The 18,209-nt window shown below is 69.1% G+C and carries 13 protein-coding genes and 1 tRNA gene; 4 read left to right on the plus strand and 10 right to left on the minus strand.

Annotated features, from left to right (window positions below; genetic code table 11):
* Positions 1–38: 38 nt before the first annotated feature.
* Entirely contained in the window at positions 39–1,841 is a 1,803-nt protein-coding gene (locus tag E0F75_RS20255; protein ID WP_187623950.1) for a bifunctional UDP-sugar hydrolase/5'-nucleotidase, read from the minus strand.
* 160 nt (positions 1,842–2,001) lie between these two features.
* Here E0F75_RS20255 and E0F75_RS20260 point away from each other — a divergent pair, with 160 nt between their 5' ends.
* Together E0F75_RS20260 and pyk are read left to right on the plus strand one after the other, a co-directional pair.
* Entirely contained in the window at positions 2,002–2,685 is a 684-nt protein-coding gene (locus E0F75_RS20260) for an SIMPL domain-containing protein (RefSeq protein WP_229312751.1), read from the plus strand.
* A 146-nt stretch (positions 2,686–2,831) separates the two neighbouring features.
* Complete coding sequence (pyk, locus tag E0F75_RS20265; protein WP_187623952.1) at positions 2,832–4,259, plus strand: pyruvate kinase; 1,428 nt, start codon at positions 2,832–2,834, stop codon at positions 4,257–4,259.
* Positions 4,260–4,262: 3 nt separating this feature from the next.
* Here the strand turns inward: pyk and E0F75_RS20270 are convergent, their stop codons facing one another.
* Both E0F75_RS20270 and E0F75_RS20275 read right to left on the minus strand, forming a co-directional pair.
* A complete protein-coding gene (locus tag E0F75_RS20270) occupies positions 4,263–5,042 on the minus strand; it encodes a helix-turn-helix domain-containing protein (RefSeq protein ID WP_187623953.1) in 780 nt (259 codons plus the stop codon).
* A 113-nt stretch (positions 5,043–5,155) separates the two neighbouring features.
* A tRNA-Leu gene (locus E0F75_RS20275) sits at positions 5,156–5,228 on the minus strand.
* A 99-nt stretch (positions 5,229–5,327) separates the two neighbouring features.
* On the opposite strand from E0F75_RS20275, the gene E0F75_RS20280 reads away from it, so the two are divergent.
* Positions 5,328–5,981 carry an ANTAR domain-containing response regulator gene (locus tag E0F75_RS20280; RefSeq protein WP_187623954.1) on the plus strand — a complete coding sequence of 218 codons (654 nt, stop codon included), beginning with the start codon at positions 5,328–5,330 and terminating at the stop codon, positions 5,979–5,981.
* Positions 5,982–6,070: 89 nt separating this feature from the next.
* Here E0F75_RS20280 and E0F75_RS20285 read toward each other — a convergent pair whose 3' ends face one another.
* From E0F75_RS20285 to E0F75_RS20320, 7 genes are all read right to left on the minus strand, one after another.
* Positions 6,071–6,787 (minus strand): ABC transporter ATP-binding protein, encoded by a 717-nt coding sequence (locus tag E0F75_RS20285; RefSeq protein WP_187623955.1) that lies wholly within the window; start codon positions 6,785–6,787, stop codon positions 6,071–6,073.
* Positions 6,784–7,845, minus strand: coding sequence for an ABC transporter ATP-binding protein (locus tag E0F75_RS40065; RefSeq protein WP_187623956.1), 1,062 nt, complete (start codon positions 7,843–7,845; stop codon positions 6,784–6,786). The genes E0F75_RS20285 and E0F75_RS40065 overlap by 4 nt, the downstream gene beginning before the upstream one ends.
* 3 nt (positions 7,846–7,848) lie before the next feature.
* Positions 7,849–9,681 carry a branched-chain amino acid ABC transporter permease gene (locus tag E0F75_RS20300; RefSeq protein WP_187623957.1) on the minus strand — a complete coding sequence of 611 codons (1,833 nt, stop codon included), beginning with the start codon at positions 9,679–9,681 and terminating at the stop codon, positions 7,849–7,851.
* A gap of 5 nt (positions 9,682–9,686) precedes the next feature.
* Complete coding sequence (locus E0F75_RS20305) at positions 9,687–10,616, minus strand: branched-chain amino acid ABC transporter permease (protein ID WP_056645839.1); 930 nt, start codon at positions 10,614–10,616, stop codon at positions 9,687–9,689.
* Between the two features lie 116 nt (positions 10,617–10,732).
* Complete coding sequence (locus tag E0F75_RS20310) at positions 10,733–11,950, minus strand: branched-chain amino acid ABC transporter substrate-binding protein (protein WP_194481362.1); 1,218 nt, start codon at positions 11,948–11,950, stop codon at positions 10,733–10,735.
* Positions 11,951–12,512: 562 nt separating this feature from the next.
* Positions 12,513–13,007 carry a PaaI family thioesterase gene (locus E0F75_RS20315; RefSeq protein ID WP_187623959.1) on the minus strand — a complete coding sequence of 165 codons (495 nt, stop codon included), beginning with the start codon at positions 13,005–13,007 and terminating at the stop codon, positions 12,513–12,515.
* Positions 13,008–13,072: 65 nt separating this feature from the next.
* Positions 13,073–15,355, minus strand: coding sequence for an FdhF/YdeP family oxidoreductase (locus E0F75_RS20320; protein ID WP_187623960.1), 2,283 nt, complete (start codon positions 15,353–15,355; stop codon positions 13,073–13,075).
* A 134-nt stretch (positions 15,356–15,489) separates the two neighbouring features.
* Between E0F75_RS20320 and polA the strand changes: the two genes are divergently transcribed.
* The gene (gene polA / locus E0F75_RS20325; protein ID WP_187623961.1) at positions 15,490–18,201 is read left to right on the plus strand and encodes a DNA polymerase I; all 2,712 of its coding nucleotides are present in this window, start codon (positions 15,490–15,492) and stop codon (positions 18,199–18,201) included.
* The last annotated feature ends 8 nt before the right edge of the window (positions 18,202–18,209 follow it).

Raw genomic sequence — 18,209 nt, forward strand, 5'->3', positions numbered from 1 at the left:
GAAGCGAACGGATGACCGAACGAGTGGCCCGATGAGCCCTAGAAGACCGGGACGCCGTCCCGCGTCAGCTTCCAGCCCACCGAGGCGAACAGGGACGGGTCGACCGTCCCCTTCGCCGTCACCCACTGGATGATGGTGTTGCGGATCTCGTCCGAGTTGGCCCACAGCTGCTGGGCGCCGGCGACGTGCGGGAACGCACCGCCGCCGCTCGCCCGGTAGTTGTTGACCGCGAGGACGAACTTCGCCGCCGGGTCGAGGGGCTTGCCCTCGAAGGACAGGTTCACGATCCGGGAACCGGCCGGCATGGCGATGTCGATGTCGTACGTGAGCCCCGACACGGCGTCGTAGTTGTAGTCCGGGATGCCGTCGGCGTTGGTCAGCTTCGCGGTGTCCACCGGAGCGCCCGCCGGGGTCCGCACGTAGTACCGGGCCGAGAACTCCAGGTAGTCCTTCAACTGGGCGCCCGTCATCAGACGGGCCTCCAGGGTGTTCTCGAAGGGGTACAGACCGGCGGCGTCCTTGATGGAGACCTGACCGGCCGGGATGCGGGCCGTGCGGGAGAAGCAGGAGGCCTGCGAGAGGACCGGCAGGGCCGCATGGGCGCCGCCCGCGAGGGCCGCCTTCACGGTCTCGGCCTGGACGACGTTGATCAGATCGATGATCGGCTCGTCCTTCCACGGCGCATCGGCCGTGGTCATCGCGGCGGTGGAGGTGCCGATGATCTGGTTGACGTACGCGACGACCTTCTTGTGCTCGTCCCCGAGCAGCCCGGTGATCTCCGGGTCCTCCGCCACCGTGTTGGAGTTGAGGACCTGCGCGGCGACCTTCTCGACGGTCCAGCAGCCCTTCTCCCACACCAGGTCGAAGTCGAAGAGGGTGAGGCGCTGGCCCCACTTCAGGGGCTCCGACAGGATGACGTCCTTGCCGGTCTCCTTGTTCTTCACCCGGTACTCGGGGATCTCGGTGTGCGCGTGGCCGACGAGGATCGCGTCGATGCCCGGCACCTGCTCGGCCACGAGCCCGGCCGCGTTCTCGATGTGGGGGAGCTGGTCACCGTACGAGGAGGTGCCGCTGGAACCGGAGTGCGCCGAGACGACGACCACGTCCGCGCCCATCGAGCGCAGCCTGGGCACCCACTTCGCGGCCTGCTCCTCAAGCCCCGGGAAGACCATCTTGCCGCTGACGTTCGCCTTGTCCCAGATGGCGATGCCCGGGTTGGTCAGGCCGAGTATCGCGACCTTGACGTCCTTGCCGTGCGGGGTGCGCAGCCGGTGCATGCTGTACGGGGCGAAGGCCGGGCGCAGGGTCTTCGCGTCGAGCGCGTTGGCGCCGAGCAGCGGGAAGTCGCACTGCTCCTCGAACTTGCGGAGCACCGGGATGCCGTAGTTGAACTCGTGGTTCCCGAGCGCGGCGGCGTCGTAGCCGATGGCGTTCATGGCCTGGGCCATCGGGTGGACCGGACCGCGGCGAGCGGTGATCGGGTCGACCTTGGCGTAGTAGTACGACAGCTGGGTGCCCTGGATGGTGTCGCCGGCGTCGATGAGGAGCGTGTTGCGGCGCCCCTTCTCCTTGCGGACCTGGTCGACCAGGGTGGAGATCTTGGCGAGGCCGACGTCGTTGTGGGCCTTGTCGTCGAACTCCTTGTCCGTGAAGTAGTCCCAGTTGAAGACGTTGCCGTGCAGGTCGGTGGTGCCCATCACGGTGAAGGAGTACCGCTTCCGCGGACGCGGGCGGCCGTGGCCGCCGTGGGCCTCGGCGGGAACGGCGACGGCTCCGGCGACGGCCACTCCGGCCCCGGCGGCGGCCGAGCGCTCCAGGAACGTCCTGCGGTTCAGCGGCATGTGTTCTCTCCCCTTGTGGTTCTGTGCCGTCGGCGCCGACCGTGGCGCACAACGCGCGTAGATTCTGACCCGGACAGCCACGTCGGCAACAGAGCTTTCGGGTTACGGAGTGGGAAAGTGTTCGGTGGACGATCGCTGCCGAACACGGAGGAGTCAGGACGTGACGCAGGAACACGCGACCCCGGAAGCGCCCCAGGTGACGGTTCGTGGAGAGGGCCGTCTGGAGGTCGACCCGGAGCTCGCCCGGATCTGGGTGGCCGTCTCCGCCCGGGGGCCCGACCGGTCGGAGACCCTCACGGACCTCACCCGGCGCAACGCCCTGGTGCTCGACCTGGTCAAGGCGCAGGGCTCCGCCGTGGAGAAACTGGAGACGGGCAGCTTCTCGATCTCCCCCGAGCTCACCCGCAAGGGGCGGGGAGAGCGGGTGCACGCCTTCCACGGGCGGGTGCGGGTCACCGCCGAACTGACCGACTTCACCGTGCTCGGGGAGCTGGTGACCCGGCTCGCCGACCTGGAGCTGACGAGCGTCGACGGCCCGTGGTGGTTCCTGCGCCCGGCCTCCCCGGCGTACGCGGAGGCCCGCAGGCTCGCGGTGACGGAGGCGGTGCAGCGGGCACGGGCCTACGCGGAGGCGCTCGGCACCTCCCTCTCCTCACTCCTCGAACTCTCGGACGCGGGGGTCGCGGAGCCGCTGATGCCGCGGCGGGCGGCCTTCGGCTCGGCAGCGGTGGCGTACTCGGCGGAGGGAGTCGGGGAGGCCCCGCCGCTCGACCTCGAACCACAGCGCCAGACGGTGACCGCCGAGGTCGTGGCGCGCTTCACGATGCGGCCGCCCGCACTCTGAGACAGGGGGCGCCGGGGCGCGAAAATCGCTCATCGGAGCACCCCGGCGCACAGATTCAAGACTTGTCAACAGCCTTTCACGGAAAGGTTGTTGAGTAGTCATGTCCCGCCAACTCGCTACTGGTGGGTAAGGCCTAGGCTCGAAGCATGCGCCGAGCGAAAATCGTTTGTACCCTTGGGCCCGCCACCGAAACATACGACCAGATCAAGGCGTTGATCGAGGCCGGAATGGACGTGGCCCGCTTCAACCTCAGCCACGGCTCGTATGCCGAGCACGAGGAGCGCTACCAGCGCGTACGCAAAGCCTCCGACGAGACCGGTCGCAGCATCGGTGTCCTCGCCGACCTTCAAGGCCCGAAGATTCGCCTCGGCCGCTTCCGCGAAGGTCCCGTACTCCTTGAACGCGGCGACGAGTTCACCATCACCGTCGAGCCGATGGAAGGCGACCGCCACTGCTGCGGAACGACCTACTCCGGCCTCGCCGACGACGTCACCACCGGTGAACGCATCCTCGTCGACGACGGCCGCGTCACCCTGGAGGTCGTCTCCGTCGACGGACCCCGGGTGAACACCCTCGTCATCGAGGGCGGCATGGTCTCCGACAACAAGGGCCTGAACCTGCCCGGTGTCGCCGTCTCCGTCCCCGCCCTCTCCGAGAAGGACATCGAGGACCTGCGCTGGGCGCTGCGCATCGGCGCCGACGTCATCGCGCTCTCCTTCGTCCGCAGCGCCCGGGACATCGACGACGTCCACCGGATCATGGACGAGGAGGGCCGCCGGCTGCCCGTCATCGCCAAGATCGAGAAGCCGCAGGCCGTCGAGAACATCGAGGAGATCGTCGCCGCCTTCGACGGCATCATGGTCGCCCGCGGCGACCTGGGCGTCGAGATGCCCCTGGAGCAGGTGCCGATCGTCCAGAAGCGGGCCGTCAAGCTCGCCAAACGGAACGCCAAGCCGGTCATCGTCGCCACCCAGATGCTCGACTCGATGATCGACAACTCCCGCCCCACGCGCGCCGAGGCGAGCGACGTGGCGAACGCCGTCATCGACGGCACCGACGCGGTGATGCTCTCCGGCGAGACCAGCGTCGGCCGCTACCCCATCGAGACCGTCCGCACCATGAGCCGCATCGTCGAGGCGGCCGAGGAGGACGTCCTCGCCAAGGGCCTCCCGCCGCTCACCGACCGGAACAAGCCCCGCACCCAGGGCGGCGCGGTGGCCCGCGCGGCCGCCGAGATGGGCGACTTCCTCGGCGCCAAGTTCCTCGTCGCCTTCACGCAGTCCGGCGACACGGTCAAGCGGCTCTCCCGCTACCGCTCGCCGATCCCGCTGCTCGCCTTCACGCCCGACCCGGCGACGCGCTCCCAGCTCAACCTCACCTGGGGCGTCGAGACCTTCCTCGGCCCGCACGTCGACTCGACGGACGCGATGGTGGCCCAGGTGGACGAGGAACTGCTGCGGATCGGCCGCTGCCGGAAGGGCGACATCGTGGTGATCACGGCCGGCTCCCCGCCGGGAGTCGCGGGCTCGACGAACCTGGTGCGGGTCCACCACATCGGGGATCCGCTGACGTAGGGGTCAGTGCTTGGGACCCACGTGCGCGTCCATGAGGGCGACGGAGGCTTTGCGGGCGACGGAGATGTTGTACGGCTTTCCGTGGCGGGTGCAGTGGGTCCATTCGATGCCGAGCATGTCGAGGGTGTCGGTGTAGAGCTGCCGGATGTCGTCAGAGACGTTGGTGAACCAGTACCGCGGGTACTCGTAACGCTTGCGCTCCCCGTTCACCATGCGGGTGGTCCAGTTCATGGTCCGGCAGCCGTCCGAGTGGATCAGACCGCGAATGAACTCCCAGGGGTGCGCCTTGACGATCTCCTGCTGCCAGGACTCCAAAGCGATCTCGCGTTCGTGCTTCTTGCCGGGCCCGTGCTGAGGAAACATGCATGTCCAGTGCTTCGTGAAGGACTTCACCTCGGCGCAGCCCTGCCTGGACCGTCGTCGAACGCTGGGCATCGGCATGACGCGGCGCATGGCGTCCTCGGCTGCATCGATCAGTCCTGGCCATGAGGCGGTGCAGAAGACCGACAGGTGGTGCTGCTTCGCCTTGGAGGTGATGTGGCCGTCTCCGAGATAGAGCCCCAGGAGGTAGGCGTAGGCCGGCGCGTCGAAGGTTCGCCCAGTGCACCGGGGGCAGTCTGTCGGGTGCTGGTATCGGACGCCGCGCCGTCGCCGGTCCTCCGAGAGCCACCAACCGACCGTGCCGCGCGGCACGTTGAGTTGTTCGGCGACTGTCCTGTTGCTCAGACCTCGGCGGAGGAGTGCGAGAGCTTCTTCGCGAATCGAAGGATTGTGCTGCCCCATGTCGGCAGCTTGGCCCGACGGGCGCTCCCCGACCTGCAATCGAAGAGGTGTTCACCGTGACGAGTGAAGATCGCCAAGCTTGTTGGATTGATTCCTTGGAATCGAAGGTAAAGTGCCCCGGGTGGGATTCGAACCCACGCTGTATGGTGTTTGAGACCATTGCCTCTCCCGCTGGGCTACCGGGGCTCCTTCGAAACGAAGGTACATGGCAACCTGCTGTGTCTCAAACATACAGGACCTAGGTAGGCTCATGTAGCAGTACCTGCCCCGCAACGAGGAGCCCCCGTGACCGCCCCCGAGTCGCCCCAGCCCGCCGACGACGCCGACGCGTCGCACGTCCCGCCGCTGACGACCCGCGTCGTCATCGCCGAGGACGAGGCCCTCATCCGCCTCGACCTCAAAGAGATGCTGGAGGAAGAGGGCTACACGGTCGTCGGCGAGGCCGGTGACGGTGCCACGGCCGTCGAGCTCGCCCGCGAGCACCGCCCCGACCTCGTCATCCTCGACGTGAAGATGCCCGTCCTCGACGGCATCTCGGCCGCGGAGAAGATCGCCGGCGAGTCCATCGCCCCCGTCCTCATGCTCACCGCCTTCTCGCAGCGCGAGCTCGTCGAGCGGGCCCGGGACGCCGGCGCCATGGCGTACCTCGTGAAGCCGTTCAGCAAGAGCGACGTGGTGCCGGCCATCGAGATGGCCGTCTCCCGCTTCTCCGAACTGCGCGCCCTGGAGCAGGAGGTCGCCGACCTCTCCCAGCGCCTGGAGACCCGCAAGCTGGTCGACCGTGCCAAGTCCATCCTGCAGACCCAGTACGGGCTGACGGAGCCGGCCGCGTTCCGCTGGATCCAGAAGACGTCCATGGACCGGCGCATGTCCATGCAGCAGGTCGCCGAGGCCGTCATCGAGGACGCCGAGGAGAAGAAGGCGGCCAAGGGCCAGTAGCCCAGCCCGCCCCCCCGTACGCGTACGGAGAAGGCCCGCCCCACGACTCTGTGGGGCGGGCCTTCTGTCCGTGGTGCCGACCGGGTGGGTCAGTCCTCGCCGAGGTACGCCTTGCGGACGGACTCGTCGTGGAGCAGGTTCTGGCCGGTGCCGGAGAGCACGACCTTGCCGATCTCCATCACGTGACCCTGGTCCGCGAGGGCGAGCGCGGCCTGGGCGTTCTGCTCGACGAGCAGGATCGTGGTGCCCTGGGCCTTCAGCTCGGCGATGGTCGCCATGATCTTCTGCATCATGATCGGCGAGAGACCCATGGAGGGCTCGTCGAGCATGAGCAGCTTCGGCTGGGACATCAATGCCCGGCCCATGGCGAGCATCTGCTGCTCACCGCCGGAGAGCGTGCCGGCGGCCTGCTTGCGACGCTCGCCCAGGATCGGGAAGAGGTCGTAGGCGCGCTGGACGTCCTTGGCGATGCCCGCGGTGTCCTTCCGGAGGAAGGCGCCGAGGAGGAGGTTCTCCTCGATCGTCATCCGGGGGAAGATGTGCCGGCCCTCGGGGGAGTGGGCCAGACCCAGCGAGACGATCTTGTGTGCGGGGACCTTGCGGAGGGACTTGCCCTCGAACTTGATCTGGCCGCCGACCGGCTTGAGAAGCCCGGAGAGGGTCCGCAGGGTGGTGGTCTTTCCGGCGCCGTTGGTGCCGATGAGGGTGACGACCTCACCGGCTTCGACGGAGAAGGAGATGCCCTTGACGGCCTCGATCTTTCCGTAGGCGACGCGCAGGTCCTCGACTTCGAGCAGTGCGGTCATGCGTCGTTCTCCTTGCCCGAAGCAGGGTCTTGCGTGGTGTCCTCCGAGGAGGTCTCCTCGGCGGCCGGTGCCTCGTCGGCGGCGGCCTCGGGGGTCTCGGTCGCCTCAGGGGCCTCGGGGGCCGCGGGGGCGTCCGCCTCCGACGGTGCGTCCTCGTCCGACGGTGCGTCCTCCTCGGCGGGCGCGTCCTCGGAGGGGGCGGCCTTCGCGGGAGCCTCCTTCGCGGGGGCCTCCTCCGCCGGGGTGTCCGCGACGGGCTCGCCCAGGTACGCGGCGATGACCCGCTCGTCGCTCTGGACGGTCTGGCTGTCGCCCTCGATCAGCTTCTGGCCCTGGACGAGTACGGCGACCCGGTCGCAGAGGTTGAAGATGAACCGCATGTCGTGCTCGATGACGAGCACGGCGATGCCCATGTCCCGGATGGCGAAGATGAGTTCCTCCGCCGCCCGCGTCTCCTGCGGGTTCATGCCGGCGGTGGGCTCGTCGAGCAGGATCAGACCGGGGTCGCTCGCGAGGGCGCGGGCGATCTCCAGCTTGCGCTGCTCTCCGTACGGGAGGTTCTTGGCGAGGTGCTGCGCCTTGTCCTGGAGTCCGATGAACTCCAGGAGCTCCATGGCCCGGTCCGTCGCCTCCGCCTCGGCCTTCTTGAAGCCGGGCAGACGCAGCAGCGCCGACCAGAGGCCCTGCTTCATCCGGGTGTGGCGTCCGACGAGGACGTTCTCCAGGACCGTCATGTTGTGGAACAGACGGATGTTCTGGAAGGTGCGGGCGATGCCGGCGTCGGTGACCTTGTACGAGGTGGGCGGCAGGACCGTGCCCTTGTACCGGACCTCACCCTCGGTGGGGACGTAGAGACCGGTGAGGCAGTTGAAGAAGGTGGTCTTGCCGGCGCCGTTGGGGCCGATGAGACCGACGATCTCGCCGCTGTTGACGGTCAGGTTCACATCGCGCACGGCGGTGAGGCCGCCGAAGCGCATGGTGACCCCGCGCGCGTCGAGCACGGTCTCGCCGGCGGTCGGCGCGGCGGTGGCGTCGGCGGTCTTCGTGGTGGTCGTCATGGTTCAGGCACCTGCCTTGGCGAGCGTGGCGGGCGTCTCGTCGTTCTCGTGGAACTCCAGCTGGTTGCGCCGGTTGGCGATCATGCCTTCCGGGCGGAAGCGCATGAGCAGGATCAGTGCGACGCCGAAGGCGAAGAGCTGGTACTCGCCCATGAACTGGAGCTTGTTGGGGATGAGGAAGAGCAGCGAGGCGCCGACCAGCGGGCCGCTCATCGTGCCCATGCCGCCGAGGACGACGGCTGCGAGCAGGAAGGCGGAGTTGGGCGGGATCGGACCGGCGAAGAGGTACTGCTCCGGGGTCACCGTGTAGGTCACGTGGGCCTGCACGGTGCCGGCGAGGCCGGCGAGGGAGGCGCCGAGTGCGAAGGCGATGAGCTTGACCCGGAAGCCGTTGATGCCCATGGCGAGCGCGGCGGTCTCGTCCTCGCGGATGGCGACCCAGGCGCGGCCGATGCGGGAGTCGCCGCTGCGCCGGAAGACCAGCACGACGACCGCCATGATCAGCAGCATCAGGAAGAAGTAGTTCGCGAAGCGGCCGATGGTGAATCCGGCGATCGAGTGCTCGGCGCCGAAGTCGAACCCGAAGATGTTGAGGTTCGGGATGGACGCGATGCCGTTGGAGCCGTTGGTGATGTCCGGACCGGAGGTGCCGTCGGTGTTCATGACGGCGATACGGAAGATCTCACCGAAGCCGAGCGTCACGATGGCGAGGTAGTCGCCGCGCAGTCGCAGGGTCGGGGCGCCGATGAGGACGCCGAAGACCAGGGAGGCTCCGGCGCCGACCAGGATGGCGGCCCAGAAGGGGAAGTGCACGCCGAACGGCGAGGTCGGGGCGCCCGAGACGAGGGCGGCCGCGTAGGCGCCGACGCCGAGGAAGGCGACGTAACCGAGGTCGAGGAGACCGGCGAGGCCGACGACGATGTTCAGACCCAGGGCGACCGTGGCGAAGATCAGGATGTAGACGCCGAGGGTCGCGTACTGGTCGTCGGTCTGGGTGAAGGGGAAGAGCGCCGCCGCGGTGAAGGCGCCCGCGATGGTGAGGTTCTGGTGCTTCTTGGTGAGCTGCGTGGCCTGCTGCATGAGGCCCGACTTGTTGACCGCGGCGAAGCCGAGGGCGGCCGTGATCAGGAAGCCGAGGAACAGCTCGTCGTACTCGGTGCCGACGCCGTAGGTGAAGACGCCGAGCGCCACGGCGAGGATGCCCGTGATGATCAGGATCTCGACGGAGGAGTGCAGCGGGGGCAGCTTGCGGGCGGGGCCGGTGGCGGCGAAGGCGCCCTTGAAGGCCGTCCAGCCGTTGCCGGCGCGGTGCTTGAACTGGTCCCAGCCGGTGTCCTCGGGGTCCACGGGCAGCACCTTGGGCCGCTCGAAGGGAAGGGCGAGGGCGCCGAGGAGGGTGATCAGGGTGGCGAACGCGACGATCGCGCCGCCCGGCTCCAGGTTGACCGGGCCGCCGAGCGAGATGCTGATCGCGGCGACGGTGTACCAGGTGGTGCCGAAGGCGGCGAGCGCGGCGACCTTGACGGCCGCGTCGGCGCCGGCCGGGGTGAGCCAGCGGGTGCCCTTGACGCCGTACGAGGAGACGGCGAAGAGGGCGGTGAGCAGACCCAGGACCAGGACCTGGAGCTGAAGGCCGGCCGGGGAGCCGTAGTACGTGAGGTCGCCGGGGAACGTGGGCGTCCAGGTCCACGAGAGGAAACAGCTGGCGACGGTGAGGACGGCGCCGCCCAGGGTGAGGGCGCGGGCGGCCTTGGCCGGCACGAAGCCGATGAGACCGGTGGCCTCGTCCTGCTTGGAGACCGGTGCTGCCTGGGGGTTCTCGGAGATGGTGGTCATGGTGCTCACGCCCTGTCCGCGACGCGCTCGCCCAGGAGGCCTTGTGGCCGGGCGAGGAGTACGACGATGAGGAGTACGAAGGCCCAGACGTCGGCCCAGGACTGGCCGCCGAGCTGCTCCATACCGGGGATGTGGCTGATGTACGCCGTCGCCATGGTCTCGGCGATACCGAGGACGACTCCGCCGATCATGGCTCCGTAGATGTTGCCGATACCGCCGAGGACGGCGGCCGTGAAGGCCTTGAGGCCGAGGAGGAAGCCCATCTTGTAGTCGACGACGCCGTACTTGAGGCCGTAGGCGACGGCGCCGACGGCGGCCATCGCGGCGCCGAGGGCGAACGCGATCACGATGATCCGGTCCGTGTTGACGCCCATGAGCTTCGCGGTGTCCGGGTCCTGCGCCGTGGCCTGCATGCCGCGGCCGACGCGGGTGCGCATGACGAAGAAGGCGAGGACGGCCATGCAGATCGGGGCGGCGATCAGGAGGAAGACGTCGCCGGTCTGGATGGTGATGGGGCCGAGCTCGATCGGACCGCCGGGAATCTGCGGGAAGGTCCGGGCGGACTTCGCCTCGGGGTACCACACCCACACCGCGTACTGCAGGGCGAGCGAGAGACCGATGGCCGTGATGAGGGGGGCGAGGCGTGGGCCACCGCGGAGCGGGCGGTAGGCGAACCGTTCCGCTCCGACGGCTATGGTGGTCGCGACGATCACGGCACCGATGATCATGACGGGCAGCGCGACCCACATGCTGGTGCCGCCGGGCAGGATGAGCCAGACCGTGAGCGCCCCGAAGCCGCCGGTCATGAAGATCTCGCCATGGGCGAAGTTGATGAGCTGGACGATGCCGTAGACCATCGTGTAGCCGACGGCGACGAGCCCGTACATGGATCCCAGTAGCAGGCCGTTGACCAGCTGCTGCGGCAGTTCGTTCACCGCATTGTCCTCCGAGACTTTCGACGGATGTGACACCGCGCGGGGAGCCAGGTGCGGCCCCCCGCGCGGTGAAAGTGGTGCTGAGTGGTGCTGGTGATGCGGAGTGGTGAGGTTGATCAGCCGCCGAAGGTGTCGGACTTGACGGGCTTGAAGGCGCCGCCCTCGACCTTGTAGACGGTCAGCTGCTTGTTGGTGGTGTCACCGAACTCGTCGAAGGAGACCTTGCCGGTCACGCCCTCGAAGGAGACACCCTGCATGGCCTCGACGACCTTGGCGCGCTCGGGGGCCTTGCCGCCGTTGCCCTCGGTGGCCTTCTTGACGGCCTCGATGATCGCCCAGGTGGAGTCGTACGCGTAGCCGCCGTAGGCCTCGTAGGCCTCCTTGTAGCCCTTGGCCTTGTAGTTGGCCAGGAACTCCTTGGCGGAGTCGAGGGACTCGATCGGCGCGCCGACGGAGGTGGCGATGTCGCCGTTGGTCGCGGCCGCGCCGCCGAGCTTCACGTACTCGGGGCTGTAGATCGCGTCGCCGCCGACGACGACGACCTTCGCGCCGGCTTCCTTGATCTGCTTGGCCAGCGGGCCGGCGGCCGGGTACTCGCCACCGTAGTAGACGACGTCGGCGCCGGAGCTCTTCACCTTGGTCGCGACCGCGGAGAAGTCCTTGGTGTCGGGGTTGATGTGCTCGGTGCCGAGGACCTTGCCGCCCAGCTTCTCGAACTCGCCCTTGAAGGTGCCCGCGAGGCCGGCGCCGTAGGTCTTCTTGTCGTCGATGATGAAGGCCTTGGTCTTCTTGGCCTCGTTGTAGACGTACTGCGCGGCGAACGGGCCCTGGATGGCGTCCGTGGTCGCGGTGCGGAAGTACGACTTGTAGGTGCGCTTCTTGTCGCCGGTGCTCCAGTTGATGCCCTGGCTCAGCGCCGGGTTGGTGTTGGCCGGGGAGACCTGCACCAGCTTCGCGTCGTCGAAGACCTTCTGCATCGACTCGGCGACGGAGGAGTTCAGCGGGCCGACGACGCCGAGGACGCTCTTGTCGGCGACGAACTTGGTGGCGTTCTGCTGACCGGCGGAGGGCTGCGCCTGGTCGTCCAGGGACTCCAGCTTGAAGGTCACGCCCTTGACGTAGGCCTTCTCGTTGGCGGTCTTGACCGCGAGGTCGGCGGAGTTCTTGATGCCGAGGCCGAGGGCGGACAGCTCACCCGTGAGGGGCGCGTCGAGACCGATGGTCACGGTGACGTTGCCGCTGTCGCCGTCCTTCGCGGCGCCCTTGTCGTCGCGCGAACCACAGGCGGTGAGGGTGAGTGCTCCCGCGGTGACCGCGGTGGTGAGTATGAGCATCGAACGGTTTCGCACGAAGGGTCCTTTCCCTGGCGCGGCCCCCTCGGATGAGGCGGTGCCGTGAAGCTGCGGAGCGAGGGGTGCCGTTTTGGAACGCCGGGCCGTACTGGAGTTGGTACAGGGCCGTGCAGTAGAACGCGCCCGGCGGCGCGGTGACTGGCGGTGACTCTAAGCGCAGGTGGGGAGGGTCGGGGAGCGCCGAGGACAGGATGTGACTGTCTTGTTATGCCGACGGGGAAAGAGTGTGCGCGTCGGGTGGGAAAACCAGGACATAGAGGTCTGTAATGCGGTGTTCACATAGTGAGAACGCGCAGTTCCGCTAAGGGGCTTGAGCGATTCTTGGTACTGACGGTCCGCTCAGCGGACTCTCCGGATATCGGACAACGGCAGAAACCTGAGCGGACGAACCGGCCCCTCCGCTTCGGTATGCGCCACACCGTGTGCATGTGACACAGCGTGACGAATCCGGGGGTGGAGGGGTGCTCGGGAACGCCGAAGGGGCGGCACCCGAAGGTGCCGCCCCTTGGTCGTGCATGGCTGGTCAGGCCCTGTATGTCACCGCTCAGGCGTTCGACGTGTCCGGAATGTTGGACGCGTCCTTCGCGGTGACCTCACGCAGCAGACACGTCAGTCGTGCCGTGCACACCCGCTTGTCCTGTTCGTCGGTGATCACGATCTCGTACGTGGCCGTCGACCGCCCGCGGTGCACCGGCGTCGCCACGCCGGTCACCAGACCGCTGCGCACCCCGCGGTGATGGGTGCAGTTCAGGTCGACGCCCACTGCGATCTTCGAGACCCCGCCGTGCAGCATGGAGCCGATGGAGCCCAGCGTCTCCGCGAGCACCGCCGAGGCGCCGCCGTGCAGCAGACCGTACGGCTGGGTGTTGCCCTCCACGGGCATGGTGCCGACGACCCGCTCGGCGGAGGCCTCCAGGATCTGGACGCCCATCCGGTTGCCGAGGTGCCCGGCCGAGAAGAGCGCCGGGAGGTCGACACCCAGCGCCGCGTACTCGTCGAGGACCTCCTGCGGGAACTTCACGTGCTCCTGCTCACCCATGCCCGGCTCCGTTCGTTTCGTACGTCTTCGTACGGCTGGTCTTCCTGAACTGCCTGAGCAAACGCTTAGGCGGAGGCGGATTCTTCCAGACGGACGATCACGGACTTGCTCGCGGGGGTGTTGCTGACGTCCGCCGTCGACTCCAGCGGCACGAGCACGTTCGTCTCCGGGTAGTAGGCCGCCGCGCACCCCCGGGACGTCGGGTAGTGCACCACCCGGAAGCCGGGCGCCCGCCGCTCGCTGCCGTCCGTCCACTCGCTCACCAGATCCGCGTACGCCCCGTCCGCGAAGCCCAGCGCCGCCGCGTCCTCGGGGTGGACCAGGACGACCCTGCGGCCCCCCTTGATGCCCCGGTAGCGGTCGTCGAGGCCGTAGATCGTGGTGTTGTACTGGTCGTGCGAGCGCAGCGTCTGGAGGAGCAGCCGCCCCTCCGGCACCCTCGGGTACTCCACGGGCGCCGCCGTGAAGTTGGCCTTGCCGGTCTTCGTCGGGAAGCGGCGCTCGTCGCGCGGTCCGTGCGGCAGCTGGAAGCCGCCCGGGTTCGCCGCGAGACGGGCGTTGAAGTTCTCGAAACCGGGCACCACGCGCGCGATGCGGTCCCGGATCGTGGCGTAGTCGGCCTCGAACTCCTCCCAGGGCGTGGCCGATCCGCCGCCGAGGACGGCGCGGGCCATCCTCGCCACGATCGCCGGCTCGGACAGCAGATGCGGGCTCGCGGGCGGCAGATTGCCCCGCGAGGCGTGCACCAGACTCATCGAGTCCTCGACCGTCACGAACTGCTTGCCACCCGCCTGCACGTCCTTGTCCGTACGCCCAAGGGTGGGCAGGATCAACGCGCGCGTGCCCGTCACCGCGTGCGAGCGGTTCAGCTTCGTCGAGACGTGGACGGTCAGCCGGGCCCGGCGCATCGCCAACTCCGTCACCTCCGTGTCGGGCGTCGCCCCCACGAAGTTGCCGCCCATCGCGAAGAACACCTTCGCCTCGCCGTCCCGCAGGGCCTGGATCGACCGGACCACGTCGAAGCCGTGGTGGCGCGGCGAGACGATCCCGAACTCCTTGTCCAGGGCGTCGAGGAAGGCGGGCGCGGGCCGCTCGAAGATCCCCATCGTGCGGTCGCCCTGCACGTTCGAATGGCCGCGCACCGGGCACACCCCGGCGCCCGGCCGGCCGATGTTGCCGCGCAGGAGGAGGAAGTTCACCACCTCGCGGATGGTCGGCACCGAGTGCTTGTGCTGGGTGAGACCCATCGCCCAGCACACGACGGTCCGCTCCGAGGCCAGCACCATCTCCAGGGCCCGCTCGATCTCGGAACGGTCCAGACCGGTCGCGGCGAGGGTCTCGTCCCAGTCGGCCTCCTTGGCCGCCGCCACGAACTCCTCGTAACCATGGGTGTGTTCGCGTACGAACTCCTCGTCGACCGCCCCGGCCGTCTCCAGGACCAGCTTGTTCAGGAGCCGGAAGAGCGCCTGGTCGCCGCCGATCCGGATCTGGAGGAAGAGATCGTTGAGCGCGGCGCCCTTGAGCATGCCCTGCGGGGTCTGCGGGTTCTTGAACCGCTCCAGGCCCGCCTCGGGCAGCGGATTGACCGAGATGATCCGCGCGCCGCCCGCCTTGGCCTTCTCCAGGGCCGAGAGCATGCGCGGATGGTTCGTCCCCGGGTTCTGCCCGGCCACGATGATCAGGTCGGCCCGGTGCAGGTCCTCCAGGGAGACGCTGCCCTTGCCGATGCCGATGGTCTCCGTCAGCGCCGACCCCGAGGACTCGTGGCACATGTTGGAACAGTCCGGCAGGTTGTTCGTACCGAACTCGCGGGCGAAGAGCTGGAGCAGGAACGCCGCCTCGTTGCTCGTCCGCCCCGAGGTGTAGAAGAGCGCCTCGTCGGGGGAGGCGAGCGCCCGGAGCTCCTCCGCCAGGATCGCGAAGGCCCGCTCCCAGGTCACCGGCTCGTACCGGTCGCCGCCCGCCGGCAGCAGCATCGGCTCGGTGATCCGGCCCTGCTGGCCCAGCCAGTACCCGCTGCGGGTCGCCAGGTCCGCCAGCGGGTGCGCGGCGAAGAATTCCGGGGTCACCCGGCGCAGCGTCGCCTCCTCGGCGACCGCCTTCGCGCCGTTCTCGCAGAACTCCGCCACATGCCGCTTGTCCTCTTCGGGCCAGGCGCAGCCGGGACAGTCGAAGCCGTCCTTCTGGTTGACCTTGAGCAGGGTCCGCGCAGTGCGCCGCAGCCCCATCTGCTCCTGGGCGATGCGCAGGGTGTGCCCGATGGCGGGCAGCCCGGCGGCGGCGTGCTGCGGCGGCGTGACCTGCGGTGCGTCCTGGACCGGGTCGCCGACCGGCGGCTTGCTGACCATCGCGCTCTCCCTTGAGCGGTATTCCTGCGGCGTACGTCTCCGATCCTGTCACGCGGCGGTGACAGCCCGGCACCCCGCCGGTGCCGACGGGAACGGTGGGCGGGATTGTCAGTCGTCCGTGGCAGGATCGTCATGTGGCCGAGACAGCATCGAAGAACCCCGCAGACACCCGCCCCCGCCTGCTCCTCATGGACGGGCACTCGCTCGCGTACCGGGCGTTCTTCGCGCTGCCCGCGGAGAACTTCACCACCGCGACCGGACAGCCGACGAACGCGATCTACGGGTTCGCCTCGATGCTGGCGAACACGCTGCGCGACGAGGCGCCCACGCACTTCGCGGTCGCCTTCGACGTGTCCCGCAAGACCTGGCGGTCCGAGGAGTTCCCGGAGTACAAGGCGAACCGCTCCAAGACCCCCGACGAGTTCAAGGGGCAGGTCGAGCTGATCGGCGAGCTCCTCGACGCGATGAACGCGCCGCGGTTCGCCGTCGACGGCTTCGAGGCCGACGACGTGATCGCGACCCTCGCCACCCAGGCCGAGGCCGCCGGCTTCGAGGTCCTGATCGTCACCGGCGACCGGGACTCCTTCCAGCTGGTCTCCGACCACACCACCGTGCTCTACCCGACCAAGGGCGTCTCCGAGCTCACCCGCTTCACCCCGGAGAAGGTCCAGGAGAAGTACGGCCTCACGCCCTCGCAGTACCCCGACTTCGCGGCCCTGCGCGGCGACCCGTCGGACAACCTGCCCGGCATCCCCGGCGTCGGCGAGAAGACCGCGGCCAAGTGGATCAACCAGTTCGGCTCCTTCGACGAGCTCGTCGAGCGCGCCGAGGAGGTCAAGGGCAAGGCCGGCCAGAACTTCCGCGACCACCTGGAGTCGGTCAAGCTCAACCGCCGCCTGACCGCGATGGTCACGGACGTCGCGCTGCCGAAGGGCGTCACGGACCTCGCCCGCGAGCCGTACGACCGCGGGGCGGTCGCCCTCGTCCTCGACACCCTGGAGATCCGCAACCCCTCGCTGCGCGAGCGGCTCCTCGCCGTCGACCCGGGCGCGGCCGAGGACACCGCCCCGGCCCCCGAGGCGGGCGTCGAGATCGACGGCACCGTCCTCGGCGCCGGCGAGCTCGCCCCCTGGCTCGCCGAGCACGGCACCGAGCCCCTCGGCATCGCCACCGTCGACACCTGGGCCCTGGGCACGGGGAACGTGGGCGAGATCGCCCTCGCCGCCGCCGGAGGCGCCGCCGCGTGGTTCGAGCCGAGCGCGCTCGACGAGGCCGACGAGCGGGCCTGGGCCGCCTGGATCGCCGACCCCGACCGGCCGAAGGCCATGCACAACGCCAAGGGCGCCATGCGGGTCTTCCCCGAGCACGGCTGGAGCATCGCGGGCGTCACCATGGACACCGCCCTCGCCGCCTACCTCGTGAAGCCCGGCCGGCGCTCCTTCGCGCTCGACGCGCTCTCCGTCGAGTACCTCCACCGCGAGCTCGCCCCCGCGGCCGCCGCCGACGGCCAGCTCGCCTTCGGCGCCGACGACACCGCCGAGGCCGAGGCCCTCATGACCCAGGCGCGGGCCGTCCTCGACCTCGCCGCGGCCTTCGAGGAGAAGCTCGGCGAGGTCGGCGCCCGCGCGCTCCTCCACGACGTCGAGCTGCCCACCTCCGCCCTCCTCGCACGTCTGGAGCGGCACGGCATCGCCGCCGACCGCGACCACCTCGAGGCCATGGAGCAGCAGTTCGCCGGGGCCGTGCAGCAGGCCGTGAAGGAGGCGCACGCCTCCGTCGGCCACGAGTTCAACCTCGGCTCGCCCAAGCAGCTCCAGGAGGTCTTCTTCGGCGAGCTGAACCTGCCGAAGACCAAGAAGACCAAGACCGGGTACACCACGGACGCGGACGCGCTCGCCTGGCTGGCCGGCCAGACCGAGCACGACCTGCCCGTGATCATGCTCCGGCACCGCGAGCAGGCCCGGCTGCGCTCCACCGTCGAGGGCCTGATCAAGACGATCGCCGCCGACGGGCGCATCCACACCACCTTCAGCCAGACGGTGGCCGCCACCGGGCGCCTCTCCTCCACCGACCCCAACCTGCAGAACGTGCCGGTGCGGACGGACGAGGGCCGCGCCATCCGGCACGGCTTCGTCGTCGGCGAGGGCTTCGAGACCCTCATGACCGCCGACTACAGCCAGATCGAGCTGCGCGTCATGGCCCACCTCTCCGAGGACGAGGGCCTCATCGAGGCCTTCGCCTCCGGCGAGGACCTCCACACCACCGTCGCCTCCCAGGTCTTCGGCGTCGAGCGGTCCGCCGTCGACGCCGAGATGCGCCGCAAGATCAAGGCCATGTCGTACGGCCTCGCCTACGGCCTCTCCGCCTTCGGTCTCTCGCAGCAGCTGAACATCGACCCGGGCGAGGCCCGCGGTCTGATGGACACCTACTTCGAGCGCTTCGGCGGGGTACGGGACTACCTGCGCCGGGTCGTCGACGAGGCCCGCGCCACCGGCTACACCGAGACCATGCTCGGTCGCCGGCGCTACCTGCCCGACCTGAACAGCGACAACCGTCAGCGCCGCGAGGCCGCCGAGCGGATGGCGCTCAACGCCCCGATCCAGGGCACGGCCGCCGACATCGTGAAGGTCGCCATGCTGGGCGTCGACCGGGCGCTGACCGAGGCGGGCCTCGCCTCCCGGATGCTCCTCCAGGTCCACGACGAAATCGTGCTCGAACTCGCCCCCGGCGAGCGCGAGCGGGTCGAGGCCCTGGTCCGCGAACAGATGTCGGCCGCAGCCGACCTGCGCGCCCCCCTGGACGTCTCGGTGGGCGTAGGCCACGACTGGGACTCGGCGGCACACTGACGCGCCAC

The organism is Streptomyces sp. CB02980, from assembly GCF_014451325.2.
Classification (GTDB): domain Bacteria; phylum Actinomycetota; class Actinomycetes; order Streptomycetales; family Streptomycetaceae; genus Streptomyces.

Excerpts from the sequence above, each read along its gene's own strand:
- E0F75_RS20255 (WP_187623950.1), bottom strand. The coding sequence starts at position 1,841 with ATGCCGCTGAACCGCAGGACGTTCCTGGAGCGCTCGGCCGCCGCCGGG.
- pyk (WP_187623952.1), top strand. The coding sequence starts at position 2,832 with ATGCGCCGAGCGAAAATCGTTTGTACCCTTGGGCCCGCCACCGAAACA.
- E0F75_RS20310 (WP_194481362.1), bottom strand. The coding sequence starts at position 11,950 with ATGCTCATACTCACCACCGCGGTCACCGCGGGAGCACTCACCCTCACC.
- E0F75_RS20320 (WP_187623960.1), bottom strand. The coding sequence starts at position 15,355 with ATGGTCAGCAAGCCGCCGGTCGGCGACCCGGTCCAGGACGCACCGCAG.
- E0F75_RS40065 (WP_187623956.1), bottom strand. The coding sequence starts at position 7,845 with ATGACGACCACCACGAAGACCGCCGACGCCACCGCCGCGCCGACCGCC.
- E0F75_RS20300 (WP_187623957.1), bottom strand. The coding sequence starts at position 9,681 with ATGACCACCATCTCCGAGAACCCCCAGGCAGCACCGGTCTCCAAGCAG.
- E0F75_RS20270 (WP_187623953.1), bottom strand. The coding sequence starts at position 5,042 with ATGGGGCAGCACAATCCTTCGATTCGCGAAGAAGCTCTCGCACTCCTC.
- E0F75_RS20315 (WP_187623959.1), bottom strand. The coding sequence starts at position 13,007 with ATGGGTGAGCAGGAGCACGTGAAGTTCCCGCAGGAGGTCCTCGACGAG.
- E0F75_RS20285 (WP_187623955.1), bottom strand. The coding sequence starts at position 6,787 with ATGACCGCACTGCTCGAAGTCGAGGACCTGCGCGTCGCCTACGGAAAG.